Origin of the sequence: Streptomyces sp. CA-294286 (assembly GCF_050947155.1) — a bacterium.
Classification (GTDB): Bacteria; Actinomycetota; Actinomycetes; order Streptomycetales; family Streptomycetaceae; genus Streptomyces.
In genome coordinates this window covers 2,518,356-2,530,837 of sequence record NZ_CP192005.1, presented here as the reverse complement: position 1 = coordinate 2,530,837, position 12,482 = coordinate 2,518,356, and the positions used below count along the sequence as shown (strand labels likewise).

The following is a 12,482-nucleotide window of genomic DNA, read 5'->3' as shown; positions in this document are numbered from 1 at the left end:
CGGGTCGACGTCGCGTGGGTGCTCGGCTTCCATGCGCGGTCCGTGGGGCCGTGATGCCTGGCAGACGATCCTCTCGGATGGCCTGGGTCTCGCGGGCCGTTGACTCCTTTCTACTCCCGTTGCCCACGGAGCGAAACCCCTGGCGGCGCTTCTTTACTTTTAGTCTCAAATACGGGCAAAAGCTCAGGCGTCGACGGGAGTGCGGCGACGGCTCGCGTACCAGACCAGTCCGGCGGTGGCGGCCGCGGCGCCCACTGCTGCCGCCGCCATGAGTGCGGGGCGGGGCGGCAGGGTGAGGTGCGGGAGGCGCTGCTTGAGCCGGACGGGGCGATTGAAGACGAGAATCGGCCATTCGCGGACCGTCGCCTCGCGGCGCAGCGCACGGTCCGGATTGACGGCGTGGGGGTGGCCGACCGCTTCCAGCATCGGCACGTCGGTGATCGAGTCGCTGTACGCGAAGCAGCGCGACAGGTCGTACCCCTCCGACGCGGCGAGTTCCTTGACGGCTTCCGCCTTGGTCGGCCCGTACGCGTAGTACTCCACCTCGCCGGTGAAGCAGCCGTCGGCACCGACCACCATGCGGGTGGCCACGACCCGGTCCGCCCCCAGCAGCGCACCGATCGGTTCCACGACCTCGGCGCCGGACGTCGAGACGATCACGACGTCGCGGCCGGCCGTGTGGTGCTCCTCGATGAGGGAGGCCGCCTCGTCGTAGATGATCGGGTCGATCAGGTCGTGCAGGGTCTCGGCGACGATCTCCCGCACCTGCTGGACGTTCCAGCCCTTGCAGAGTGCCGAGAGGTACTTGCGCATCCCCTCCATCTGGTCGTGATCCGCGCCGCCCGCCAGGAAGACGAACTGGGTGTACGCCGTGCGGAGAACGGCGCGGCGGTTGATCAGGCCGCCTTGGTAGAAGGACTTGCTGAAGGTCAGCGTGCTCGACTTCGCAATGACGGTCTTGTCCAGATCGAAGAAGGCAGCGGTGCGCGGCAACGAGTGGTTTTCCACGAGGCGAGCATAGGGGCCCACCATTCGGCGTACGCTGGGGCGTGTGGGTTTGCCTGAGAAGCCTCTCGGGTACACCATGGAAGTCACGGATCGTTCGCGACCGTGCTACCCCGGTTCGGCTCCTCCCCCCCCGAGTCGAACCGTGGCAGACGACCCCAGCTCTCCCCCCCGGCTGGGGTCGTCGCATGTCCGGATGCTTTTCGGGTTCCGGGCCGGTCGCTCGTGCGGCCTCATGGTGCGTCTCCCAGGGTCATGTCCGCTCTTCGTCGAGGGACTCGTCCTGTTCGAACTCGTCACTCTGTGTAGTTGTTCCGCTCCCCTTGGAAGTCACCGGTATGGGTGAGCGGAATATTCACAACCGATGAGTTGTCCACGGTTTTCGAGCAAGATCCACACGGATTTCCGGACCGCTGCACGGTGATTCCAGCCGCGAAGTCGCGGAAGTCGGAATCGCTATCGCTGAAGAGCGCGGCGAGAGGGGGTGGGGATCGTGACTGGACCGATCACGGGCGAACGGCTGTCGGTCGCCGAGGGGCGGCGCAGCGGACCGCTGATCGTCACCGAGGACGTGGAACTGCTCGACGATCTGCTGCGGCTGTGCGCCGCGGCCGGCGCGGAGCCCGAAGTCCACCACGGGCTGCCGGAACGGCGCGGCAGTTGGGAGGCGGCGCCGCTGGTGCTCGTCGGGGACGACGCCGCGGCCCGGGTGCGTGGAGCCGTGCGCAGGCGGGGGGTCATGCTCGTGGGGCACGACCAGGACGATCCGCTGGTGTGGCGGCGGGCCGTCGAGATCGGCGCGGACCACGTGCTGCGGCTGCCGGACGCCGAGAACTGGCTGGTGAACCAGATCGCCGACGCGGCGGAGGGCGTCGGCCGTCAGGCGCTCACGGTCGGGGTGATGGGCGGACGCGGCGGAGCGGGTGCCTCCACCCTGGCCTGCGCGCTGGCCCTGACGGCGGCGCGGGACGGCAGACGGACGGTGCTCATCGACGGCGACCCCCTCGGCGGCGGGCTCGACGTCCTGCTCGGCGGCGAGAGCGCGCAGGGCATGCGATGGCCGGAATTCGCCGCTTCCCGAGGCCGGGTGGCCAGTGCCGCCCTGGAGGAGTCGCTGCCCAGGCTGCACGGGCTTCGGGTGCTGAGCTGGGACCGGAGCGACGCGGTGGTGATCCCGCCGGAAGCGATGCGAGCCGTGCTGGCCGCCGCGCGGCGGGCCGGCGGAGTGGTGGTCGTGGATCTGCCCCGCCGGGTGGACGAGGGTGTGGCGGAGGCGCTCGCCCAGCTCGATCTGGGGCTGTTGGTGGTGCCCGGGGAACTGCGGGCGGTGGCTGCCGCACAGCGGGTCGCCGCAGCCGCGCGGATGGTTCTCGGCGATCTGCGGACCGTGGTGCGGGGTCCGTACGCGGCGGGGCTCGACGAGGAGTGGGTGGCGAAAGCCCTGGACCTGCCGCTGGTGGGCGAACTTCCCCCGGAGCCCGACCTGTTGGAGGCGCTGGCCGACGGGGAGCCGCCGGGCGGCTCCGCGCGAGGTCCGCTGTCCCGGTTCTGTACGGCGTTCTGGGAACGGGCGCTGGTCGGGGGTGCGGCCGGATGAGCACCAACGTGCTGCTGAACGCCGTACGGCAACGGCTCGCGGAGAGCGGGGCCGAGCCGACGCCCGCGAGAGTGGCCGCCGCGTTGCGTGCCCAGGGCCGGTTGCTGGGTGACGCCGAAGTGCTGGGTGCGGCCGAGGAGCTGCGGTCGGAGCTGGTGGGGACGGGGCCGCTGGAGCCGCTGCTCGCCGATCCGTCCGTGAGTGACGTGCTGGTGTCCGCGCCCGACCGGGTGTGGGTGGACCGGGGCGCGGGCCTGGAGCTCACCGCGGTGACCTTTCCGGACGCCGCGGCGGTGCGCAGGCTGGCGCAGCGGCTCGCGGCCGTCGCGGGACGACGGCTGGACGACGCCCGGCCGTGGGTGGACGCGCGGCTGCCCGACGGGACGCGGATGCACGCCGTGCTGCCGCCGGTGGCCGTCGGGACGACGTGCCTGTCGCTGCGGGTGGTGCGGCCCAGGGCGTTCAGGCCCGAGGAACTGGTGGCGGCCGGGACGGTGCCGCCGGGCGGGGACGCGGTGCTGCGGGCGCTGGTGGAGTCCCGCCTCTCGTACCTGATCAGCGGGGGGACGGGGGCCGGGAAGACCACGCTGCTGTCGGCGTTGCTGGGGCTGGTCGGCGAGCGGGAGCGGATCGTGCTGGCCGAGGACTCGGCGGAGCTGCGGCCCGACCACCCGCACGTGGTGCGGCTGGAGTCGCGGCCGCCGAACCAGGAGGGCGCCGGGCGGGTGACCCTCCAGGATCTGGTGCGCCAGGCGCTGCGGATGCGACCGGACCGGCTGGTGGTGGGCGAGGTGCGCGGGGCGGAGGTGACCGAGCTGCTGGCCGCTCTCAATACGGGACATGAGGGAGGGTGCGGAACATTGCACGCGAATGCGGCGGGACATGTCCCGGCCCGGCTGGAGGCGCTGGGGACGGCCGCCGGGCTCGACCGGGCCGCGCTCCACAGCCAGGTGGCCGCGGCGCTGTCGGTGGTCCTGCACCTTGTGCGGGACCGGGACGGTCGGCGCCGACTCGCCGAACTGCACGTGCTCGAACGGGATCCCGCCGGGCTGGTGAGGACGGTGCCCGCGCTGCGGTGGGGCGCCGGGGGGTTCGTGCGGGAGCGGGGATGGCCGCGGCTGCGGGAACTGATCGGGGGAGCGCGGTGACGGTGGGCGGTGCGGTCGTGTGGGGGGCGGCGATGTGCGCGGGGCTGGCCGCCGCACTCTTGGTCGGCTCGGAGGGCGAGCGGCTGCGCCGGGCCCGGCTGGTGGTGGCCGGGGGCGTGGCGGAGCAGAGGGCGGCGCTCTCGTGGGAGCGATGGCGAGGAGCGCTCGGGGAGCGGGTGCGACCGCAGTGGTGGTGCGTGCCCGTGGCGGGCGTGCTCGCCGTACTGGGTGAATCGGTGATTCCGCTGGTGGCGGGAGCAGTGGCGGTGCCGTGGGTGGGGCGACAGCTGCGGGCGCGGGAGGAGTCGCGGGAACGGGAGCGCAGAGTGGAGAGGGTGATCGAGCTGTGCGGCGCGTTGTCCGGGGAACTGCGGGCCGGCGGCCATCCGGGGCGGGCCCTGTGCGTCGCTGCCGTGGACACCGGGGGGCTCGGGGGAGCCGAGGCGGACGTCGTCGCGGCGGCGCGCTTCGGGGGTGATGTGCCGGAGGCGCTGCGCAGGGCGGCACGGGAGCCGGGGGCCGGAGGGCTGGTCGGCATCGGGGTGTGCTGGCAGGTGGCGGTGGGCAGCGGGGCCGGGCTGGTGGCGGGACTCGACCGGCTGGAGGCTGCCCTGCGGGACGAACGGGACCGGCGGGAGCAGTTGCGGTCCAGGTTGTCCGGGGCCTGGTCGACGGTCGGGCTGCTCGCGCTGCTGCCGGTGGTGGGGGTGCTGATCGGCAGCGCGATGGGTGCGGACCCGCTGAAGGTGCTGCTGCACACGCCGTGGGGTTGGGGGTGCCTGGTCATGGGCGGGGTGCTGGAGGCCGGAGGGCTCCTCTGGGCCCGCCGGATCGTGCGGGGCGGGGAGGGGGAGGGCGCGTGAACGGAGAGGTTGTCCACAGGCTGGGGGCAGTGGTGACGGTCGGGTCGGCTGTGGGCTGCCTGGTCCTCGCCGTGGCCGGCGGGCGGCGGGAGCGGGAGGCGAAACGGCGGCTCGCGACGCTGCTTGCGGTCGAGGCCGCGGTGTACGGGACGGGACGGCGCGGGAACTGGCGGGGCGGGGCGGAGTGGGCACGGGGTTGGGGCGGGCCCGCGGGGGCCGTGGTCCTCGGATACGTACTGGTGGGCGGGGTGTGGGGCTGCCTCGTCGGGGGTGCTGCGGCGATCGGGGTGCGGCGGTGGTGGCGGGCGCGGCAGCCGCGGGGCGAGGCGGCCGGGGAGGACGCGGCTGCCGCTGGACGGCAGCTGCCGCTCGCGGCGGACCTCCTGGCAGCCTGCGTCGCTGCCGGGGCGGGGCCCGTGGAGGCGGCCGGGGCAGTGGGGGATTCGCTCGGCGGACCGGTCGGGGAACGGCTCGTGCGGGTGGCGGCCGAGCTGCGGCTCGGGGGAGAACCCGCCGAGGCGTGGGGGCGGCTGGAGGCGATCCCCGGCGCCGCGGGGTTGGCCAGGTGTCTGGAGCGGGCCGGGGCCAGCGGCGCTCCGGCGGCCGGCCCGGTGGGCCGGGTGGCGGACCGGTTGAGGGCCGAGCGGGCGCGCCGGGCCGAAGCGGGCGCGAACAGGGCGGCCGTGCTGATCGTCCTGCCCCTCTCGCTCTGCTTCCTGCCGGCCTTCCTGGTGCTGGGGGTGGCACCGGTGGTGATCGGACTGGGGGAGGGGCTGTTGGCGGGGCGGTGAGCGGGCCTGGGGTGTCGGGAAGCGGACTGGCTTTGATCTGTGGGAGGTCGACATGTGGAAGTGGTTGCAGGACCGGGCGGTGCGGGGCGCGGGCAGGGTGCGGACGCGAGTACGGGGGCGGTGGGCTGCCGACGACGGGATGTCCACGGCCGAGTACGCGGTAGGGACGATCGTTATCTTGGGTACTTGAAGAACGTCAGGCATGTAAGGCAAGTGTGATGGTTCTGCCTTTGCCTTAACGGTATCCAAGGGGTGTCAGGCAAGTTGGCCACGTCTGCTGTTCTGTACCGGCACTACCGAGCTGAGCGGGCCATATCGGGGGACGGTTCCACTTACTGGGTCGTCGTCAACGAAGCCTTCGAGCTGCACACTGAAGGGTGCGCCTGGCTGGTGGGACTCAAGAGCAACGACCGGGCCTACAACACCCAGCGCACGTACGCGGGCCGGATCGCCCTGTATCTGTCGTACTGCACCGAGAACGCGGTCGACTGGACACGTCCCAGCCTGGCCCAGCTCATGGCGATGATGCGGTGGCTGGTCGATGAGCCGCTGCCGCCTAAGGGCCAACGCCCGAACCCGGAGCCGCGCTTTCGCGACAAGGGCACGGCGAACAAGATCATGGGCACGGTGGGTGAGTTCCTGACGTGGTCCGCGCTTCAGGGCTGGGTTCCTGCGAGTGTGGTGAGCCAGCTCGTGCAGCCGAAGTTCCTGCACTACGCCCCGTCAGGATTCGATCCGGGCGAGGACGGCCAACACCGCACGATCCAGGAGAGGCGGATCAAGTACCGCGTCGCGGTGCCGGGTTACGAATGGCTGTCCGACGACCAGATCGACCAGATCCTCAACTGCACGACGCACACCCGTGACCGGTTCCTGGTGGCCCTGCTGGCGGTCACCGGCATGCGCATCGGCGAAGGCCTGGGGCTGCGACGTGAGGACATGCACTTCCTGCCCGACTCCGCATCGCTGGGCTGCCGGGTCGAGGGGCCGCACGTTCATGTGCGGCGCCGTCTGAACAGCAACAACGCGTACGCCAAGTCGCACTATCCGCGGTGGATTCCGGTGGAGGCCGACACGGTCGAGCTGTACGCCGCCTACCGCTACGAGCGCGACGCGGTACCGGATGCCGAGGGCTGCGACATGGTGTTCGTGAACCTGTTCCGCGCTCCGCTCGGCGAGCCGATGAAGTACCCCAGCACATATGAGCTGTTCAAGCGGCTCGCGGCCCGCACCGGGTTTCGCGCCCGGCCGCACATGCTGCGGCACTCGGCGATCACCCGGTGGCTTCGCTCCGGGATGGACCGCGACGTGGCTCAGAACATGGCCGGACACCAGTCGCCGCAGTCGATGGATCCCTACACCCACGCAACCGACAAGGACAAGCGCGACGCCGTCAAGCTGGTGGCCGCCAAGAGGAAGGAAGCCCGTCAGTGACGGTGTCCGGCAATGTCGTCCCGCTTCACCGGCCCCGGCGGGACGCTGACCAGGAGGCGGACAGCCTGCTGCGCGAGGCCCTCACCGAGTGGACCACGTGGTTGCGCGAGCGCATCGAACACGACTGGCGTCCGGGCGAATGGGAGACGGCGGCCCACTTGTTCAGCGGTGATGTCGACCACGCGGGCACGGCCGTCTACCGGTGCGACGTCGCCGCCTGCGACGCGCTCACCCGCACTCGGCGGGGCCTGTGCGCCACCTGCGAGAAGGCCCACCGCGCCGGCAGCCTGGGGCTGAAGGAGTTCAAGACCACCTCCGTGCCGGACCGCAACCGCGTAATCTCCGGTGAGCGGGCCGACTGCCGTGTGACGGGATGCCCGCGGGACTCGGTCCTGTGGGGCCTGTGCAACGCGCACGGTTCGCTTCGGCACAAGGACCTGCAACGCGACCCCGACTCTGAATTGGGGGCGTGGATCGAGCGGCAGACACCGTACGGGCCTTCGCCCGCCTGCCGGGTGGCGGGCTGCCGCTACGACGCACGGGCGGCCTTCGGGCTGTGCGGCATGCACCAGAGTCGCTGGAAGAAGGTCACGTCCACAGCCCGGGGGCGGCGGTCCGCGCCGGAACCGGCATGGCTGGACCGGCAGGCACCGTTCCTGAACGTCCACCAGTTCTCTCTGGCCCCGCTGCATCCGGTGGCCCGCCTGGAGATGCTGTATGCGTTGCAGCGGCGCGACGAACGCGGCCAGAAGATCGACCCCGTGGCCGTCCGCCAGGCCGTCGCGCACCTGGCGGAGCGGGTCGACTCCATCGCCACCGCCGAGGCTGGGCAGTTGCCGAGCGGGAAGCAGGCGAACGTGGACGCGCTCCTCCGCGAGACGCACCGCATCCTGCGCTCGGCGTTCGACCGCTTCGAGGGCGTCGACCCGACCAGCAGGGACGTGCTGGACCTGTCCGAACTCGGCGTCAAGAGCCTGCGCGGGGGCACCACTCAACGGCCGCTCGGCCTGGACGTGACGGGCATCCGCCAGCCGTGGCTCAGGGAAGTCCTGGTCACCTGGATCTTCGAGACGAAGCCGAACACCACTGAGGCCCGGCGTGGCCTGCGGGTGTGCACGGCGGTCTCCCGGGCCCTGGACGCGCGGGTCGGGGGCGGCATGGACTTGACCAAGCTGGTGTTCGCCGACATGAACGCTGTGGTCGACACCTTCCGCGTGCTGCCCAAGCTGGACGGCGGGGCCATGTCGAGCAAGCAGCGCGGGGCCCTGCTGTCGTTCTTCTTCAAGATTCTCGACTACAACCGGGCCGCGGGCCACCTGGACAGCATGTCAGCGAGCTTCGCCCGCCACTCCAGCCACGTCATCAAGGCCGAGGAGGTCGACGAGGACGAGGCCGGCAAAGCCCTGCCGGAGTCCCTCATCGCCCAACTCAACGACTACGCGCACCTGCTGGGCCATGGCGTGACGCACGGAAAGATGACATCCGAGCAGGTCCAGGCGATGGCTCGCGCGATCTACGAGCTGCTTCGGGACACCGGCCGTCGCCCGTACGAGATCGCCGAGCTGAGGACGAGCTGTCTCGAACACGCGGATGGCGAATGGCTGCTGATCTGGGACAACCGCAAAGGACGGCGCCTGAACCGGCGCCTGGAGCTCGAACACGACACGGTCGAGACCATCCGCACCTGGCGGGCCGTACGCGACACGCTCGACCTGCCCACGGGCAGCGAAGGATTCCTGTTCCCGCCGGCCGGTGAGAACGGCATCATCCGCCATCTGGTGCCCGAGCAGATCTCGTCGATGATCCGCAAGTGGGCCGACAACGTCCCCGTCCTGCTGTCCGAGGAGTTCGACAGGAACGGGGACCGGGTGCCGTTCGACCGCTCGCTGATCTACCCGTACGCCTTCCGCCACTCGTTCTGTCAGCGGTACGCGGACGCCGGGGTGCGCATCGAGGTATTGCGGGAGCTCATGGACCACAAATCCATGCAAACCACCCAGCGATACTACAAGATCAGTCACAAGCGAAAGCGGGAGGCGGTCAACGTGATGCGCCTGCACACTGTGGACCGCAGGGGCAGGTCCGCGCCGATGGGGTCCGCTACCGCGTACGAGGCCCGCTCAGTAGCGGTGATCTTCGGGAACTGTACCGAACCCTCCAACGTCAAGGCGGGCGGGAAGGCGTGCCCGATTCGTTTCCAGTGTGCAGCCTGCCCCTTCTACCGGCCCGATCCGTCCTATCTGCCTGTCATCGAGGATCACATCCGGTCGCTGAAGGCGGACAAGGAGATGGCGGTCATGATGGAGGTGGACGAGTTCGTGGTGAGGAACCTGGACGACCAGATCACGGCCTTCAAGGGAACCGTGGAGACCGTGCGGAAGCTGATGGAATCGATGGGACAGGACGAGCGTGACGAGGTCGAGGAGGCATCGGCCGTCCTGCGCAAGGTCCGTGCCGTGCAGGGGCACCGCTCCGCGGTGTCCCTGGGCATGCCTGGCTTCCCTGGCCAGCGCGGCGAGAGCATGGCATGAGCGACACGAAGCGCACCCCTGGCGACATCCTGCGTGAGGTCCGCAAGAACGACAGCAAGACGAAGCGAACCAAGGTGCTGGCCACGGTCGACGCCATGAAGGCCAGAGGGGAGACGATCACCTTCCTCGCGGTCGCCCGTAGCGCCGGGGTATCCCGGTGGCTCGTTTACGCCGAAGGCGTCCGTGAGCACATCGAGGCCGCCATGAAAAGCCAGACCAAAGCCGACCGCCGCGCGAGGCAGTCCGGCCAGGATGCCTCTGCGGCGAGCCTGGCTACCGACCTGGCCCTGGTCCGCGAGGAAAACAAGGCCCTGCGCGACGAGCGCGAACGCCTGAAGAGGGCCGTCCAGCGCTCGCTCGGTGCTCAGCTCGACCAAGCCGGGACCAAGGAACTCAACCAGCGGGTAAACGAGCTACTGGCGGCCGTGGAACGAATCACTCTGGAACGCGACGAGATACGCGCCGAACGAGACGACCTGAAACGGAAGCTCACCGAGGCCAATGACGACCTGACTGCAGCCCGCGAAGCGGGCAAGCGAATGCTTAAGCAGATCAACCGCACCTGACCCGGCGGCTGTTACCGCCGGGCCGTTCACAGGGAGATCAGGCCGAGGCGGCGGACTGGTCCGAGGTCATCTCGGCGATCTGTGCCTCCAGGTCCGCAATCCGCTCGGCCTGGCGCCGCATAGTCCCCTGGTTCCTCACGACCTTGCTGCCCAGCTTCTCCACGCCGCTGAAAGTTCGGATGCCACCTTCGGCGGCTTCCGCCATCTGCCCGAACGCTTCACGGTCGAGGCTGTTGGGGTTGCTGGCCTCGAAAGAGCAGGCGCGGTGCATGTCGCCCATGTAGGCAACCGCCTTGCGGCAGGCGAGCAACGCGTCACGGGCGCCGAACTCGTCGCCCTGGCCCAACTTGTGGAAGCGCGTCACCTTCGCCCCACGCTTAAGCGGGTCGCGGGAGGCCATGAACTGCTCCAGCCGGTGTCCAAGCACATGGGCGGCAGCGCGGGCCTTGGGTACCGCACGCCGCAGGCGGCGGTCGGGGATGCCGGTGCCCCGGGAGATGTCCGCGTAGGACAGTTCACGGCCAGCGTTGGGCCCGAGCCACAGCAGGACGTCGATGGCGTCTTGCTCCAGCTGGGATGGGGTGTCCCTGTCGCGTTTGGGGCTCACCGGAGCTTCTTCTCGCTCTCGTCCAGAAACGCTTGCAGAGCTTCGTCGTTCAGCGCCGTGTAGGGGCCGGCGGCCAGGTCGCGGATGAAGCCGAGGGCCGCCTGCGACGCGGTGCACAGGTCGGTGATGGCCCGACTGCGGTCGCCGGTGAACTCCACTTGGTGACGCTGCAACAGTGACAATGCCCGTAGCGTCGCGAGGCGGACCTCGGTCATCTCGGTGAAGACCTGTAGAGCCACGTCGGGTTCGGACTGTTCCCGCGACGTGACGCGAACCGCCCGCTCAGCTTCCTCGGCTTCCGCCTCCCGCGCCTGATGACCTAGGACTGCTTCCTTCATGCCCTCCGCTCGGTCGCCCGCTTCGGCCGCAGGTCGGGCTACTGCACGGTCTTCGAAGTCCGCCCGCCCTTCGCGCCGTTCGAACTCCGCCAATGCTTCCTGAGCGACGGCACGGGTATCCGCGTCGGCCAGGATCGCCGTCTTCAGTGCCCTTGGCTGCTGAGCCACGTAGACAGGGGAGCCCGGCTTGATCCCGGCTCGTTCGGCTTCCTGCTCGATCGCCTGCCGCCGCTCCCCGTTGTTCATGCGGGCCTCGTAGCTGCGGTAGTAGCCGTGCTCGCCGAAGAACGGGGCCGCCTCCTCGTCCGGCAGGTCAACGTGGGCACCGGGCGTGAGGTCGGCCACCGGCGGGACAATGCCGTCCGCGGCCGCACGCTTCCAGGCCTCATGAAAGGCCATGACCCGTTTGTGGCTCGTGTGCGACCGGCGTGCGAACTCCCGCGCGCTGACGCGCCGGAAAACGGTTCGGTCGAACCGTTTCGTGGACGCCTGATCGAATCCGATGCCGTGACCTTCATCAGGCTCGACGCGGCGGGCAATCAGGAGCGCCCGGGCCCAGCCGCCTTTGCGGTCGTGGGTAGCGAACTCCTCGATATCGGCATTAAGGCGATCTTCGCCATCGTCTGCTGCACCTGGCTCCATCACACACCCACCAGGTCGCGGGTCTCGGTCCACTTGTCAGCGGCAGCTGGCTCAGCTGGCTGGTCGTCGAGGACCCTGACCCTGATCCACGTTGCGAGGACATCCAGGGTCCCCAGCGCTTCCTTGCAGGCGGCCCTCTGCTCGTTGGTGAAGGCCAGAGAGGCGGCCGGCGGGTAGCGGCTCATGAACGCGGCCCCCTGGTCACTGAGCCGCACCAGGTCTCGGGCCACGACCGCGGCCTTGTCGGGCTTCCCGCCACCGCACTCGGGGCCACGGGTTTCGCGGTCTCGGCGACGCTTCTCGTCCATGACCCGCTTCAGAGCGTCGTGTACCTCCGCCTTCTTCTCCACCAGATCCCGAAGAGCCTGATCACGCTCCTGGGGTGCGAGGGAGGCGAGATAGTCCGCCAAGGACGTGTTGCTGGAGGGGTCCAACAAATCCTGCAGCGCAGGACCGATGCCCAGCGCTCGACGGTACCGGAGAGCGCTGATGCGTCCGGCCCCTGCCTCGCGCGCTTCGCGTAGCAGCCTGCGCAGGGTGCTGTAGTCCTCGTCGTACGGTTTGCCGGAAGGCGCCAGGCGGGCGCCCTCGCGAAGCGCGCTGTAGCTGACGTGGACGCCGCAGTCGGCTACGAGCTGCCGCACGGGCGGGGTGCAAATCCGGGCGGTATGCCGGTACTGCCTGGCCGTCTTGGGGCTCAGGCCGATCTCGTCGCAGTACTGGTCGAAAGCGCTGTCCGGGCCGCCCGGGACCGTGACGGCCAGCAGCTTGTCGCCGAGGACGAGGCGGTTCTCGCAGCCCTCGTTCATCAGTCGACGGCCCTCGCGCACGTCCTGCTCTGTGTAGCTCATACGGATTCCTCACTGAACCGACAAGAAGAGCGCACAGAGTAGCCAGGCGAACACTTACCGTTCTACCTCCCTGAATGTGCTTGGCCCGCCTGGTGTTGACGCCCATCAA

Annotated in this window: 12 protein-coding genes; 8 read left to right on the top strand and 4 right to left on the bottom strand. The window is 70.0% G+C overall.

Annotation, left to right across the window (positions count from 1 at the left end; all coding sequences use genetic code 11):
* Positions 1 to 183 precede the first annotated feature (183 nt).
* The gene (locus ACQPZG_RS15965; protein WP_433546424.1) at positions 184 to 1,032 is read right to left on the bottom strand and encodes an HAD family hydrolase; all 849 of its coding nucleotides are present in this window, start codon (positions 1,030 to 1,032) and stop codon (positions 184 to 186) included.
* Positions 1,033 to 1,498: 466 nt separating this feature from the next.
* On the opposite strand from ACQPZG_RS15965, the gene ssd reads away from it, so the two are divergent.
* From ssd to ACQPZG_RS15925, 8 genes are all read left to right on the top strand, one after another.
* Positions 1,499 to 2,602, top strand: coding sequence for a septum site-determining protein Ssd (ssd, locus tag ACQPZG_RS15960; protein WP_433546423.1), 1,104 nt, complete (start codon positions 1,499 to 1,501; stop codon positions 2,600 to 2,602).
* On the top strand, positions 2,599 to 3,750 hold the full coding sequence (locus ACQPZG_RS15955) for a TadA family conjugal transfer-associated ATPase (RefSeq protein WP_433546422.1): 1,152 nt from the start codon (positions 2,599 to 2,601) through the stop codon (positions 3,748 to 3,750). The genes ssd and ACQPZG_RS15955 overlap by 4 nt, the downstream gene beginning before the upstream one ends.
* Positions 3,711 to 4,613 carry a type II secretion system F family protein gene (locus ACQPZG_RS15950; RefSeq protein WP_433546421.1) on the top strand — a complete coding sequence of 301 codons (903 nt, stop codon included), beginning with the start codon at positions 3,711 to 3,713 and terminating at the stop codon, positions 4,611 to 4,613. The genes ACQPZG_RS15955 and ACQPZG_RS15950 overlap by 40 nt, the downstream gene beginning before the upstream one ends.
* Positions 4,610 to 5,404 (top strand): type II secretion system F family protein, encoded by a 795-nt coding sequence (locus tag ACQPZG_RS15945; RefSeq protein WP_433546420.1) that lies wholly within the window; start codon positions 4,610 to 4,612, stop codon positions 5,402 to 5,404. Before ACQPZG_RS15950 ends, ACQPZG_RS15945 begins: the two co-directional genes overlap by 4 nt.
* Before the next feature lie 52 nt (positions 5,405 to 5,456).
* The gene (locus tag ACQPZG_RS15940; protein WP_433546419.1) at positions 5,457 to 5,594 is read left to right on the top strand and encodes a DUF4244 domain-containing protein; all 138 of its coding nucleotides are present in this window, start codon (positions 5,457 to 5,459) and stop codon (positions 5,592 to 5,594) included.
* Between the two features lie 197 nt (positions 5,595 to 5,791).
* Complete coding sequence (locus tag ACQPZG_RS15935) at positions 5,792 to 6,838, top strand: tyrosine-type recombinase/integrase (protein WP_433549428.1); 1,047 nt, start codon at positions 5,792 to 5,794, stop codon at positions 6,836 to 6,838.
* Complete coding sequence (locus ACQPZG_RS15930) at positions 6,835 to 9,369, top strand: tyrosine-type recombinase/integrase (protein WP_433546418.1); 2,535 nt, start codon at positions 6,835 to 6,837, stop codon at positions 9,367 to 9,369. Before ACQPZG_RS15935 ends, ACQPZG_RS15930 begins: the two co-directional genes overlap by 4 nt.
* Positions 9,366 to 9,935 (top strand): DUF6262 family protein, encoded by a 570-nt coding sequence (locus ACQPZG_RS15925; RefSeq protein ID WP_405759816.1) that lies wholly within the window; start codon positions 9,366 to 9,368, stop codon positions 9,933 to 9,935. Before ACQPZG_RS15930 ends, ACQPZG_RS15925 begins: the two co-directional genes overlap by 4 nt.
* Before the next feature lie 37 nt (positions 9,936 to 9,972).
* On the opposite strand, the gene ACQPZG_RS15920 is transcribed toward ACQPZG_RS15925, so the two are convergent.
* The 3 genes from ACQPZG_RS15920 to ACQPZG_RS15910 are packed head-to-tail and all read right to left on the bottom strand — an operon-like array spanning position 9,973 to position 12,373.
* A complete protein-coding gene (locus ACQPZG_RS15920) occupies positions 9,973 to 10,542 on the bottom strand; it encodes a hypothetical protein (protein WP_433546417.1) in 570 nt (189 codons plus the stop codon).
* A complete protein-coding gene (locus ACQPZG_RS15915) occupies positions 10,539 to 11,522 on the bottom strand; it encodes a hypothetical protein (protein ID WP_433549427.1) in 984 nt (327 codons plus the stop codon). Before ACQPZG_RS15915 ends, ACQPZG_RS15920 begins: the two co-directional genes overlap by 4 nt.
* Positions 11,522 to 12,373 (bottom strand): hypothetical protein, encoded by an 852-nt coding sequence (locus ACQPZG_RS15910; protein ID WP_433546416.1) that lies wholly within the window; start codon positions 12,371 to 12,373, stop codon positions 11,522 to 11,524. Before ACQPZG_RS15910 ends, ACQPZG_RS15915 begins: the two co-directional genes overlap by 1 nt.
* Positions 12,374 to 12,482 lie beyond the last annotated feature (109 nt).

Coding starts and splice junctions, on each gene's coding strand:
- ACQPZG_RS15965 (WP_433546424.1), bottom strand. CDS start 1,032: ATGGTGGGCCCCTATGCTCGCCTCGTGGAAAACCACTCGTTGCCGCGC.
- ACQPZG_RS15955 (WP_433546422.1), top strand. CDS start 2,599: ATGAGCACCAACGTGCTGCTGAACGCCGTACGGCAACGGCTCGCGGAG.
- ACQPZG_RS15950 (WP_433546421.1), top strand. CDS start 3,711: ATGGCCGCGGCTGCGGGAACTGATCGGGGGAGCGCGGTGACGGTGGGC.
- ACQPZG_RS15940 (WP_433546419.1), top strand. CDS start 5,457: ATGTGGAAGTGGTTGCAGGACCGGGCGGTGCGGGGCGCGGGCAGGGTG.
- ACQPZG_RS15925 (WP_405759816.1), top strand. CDS start 9,366: ATGAGCGACACGAAGCGCACCCCTGGCGACATCCTGCGTGAGGTCCGC.
- ACQPZG_RS15915 (WP_433549427.1), bottom strand. CDS start 11,522: ATGGAGCCAGGTGCAGCAGACGATGGCGAAGATCGCCTTAATGCCGAT.
- ACQPZG_RS15910 (WP_433546416.1), bottom strand. CDS start 12,373: ATGAGCTACACAGAGCAGGACGTGCGCGAGGGCCGTCGACTGATGAAC.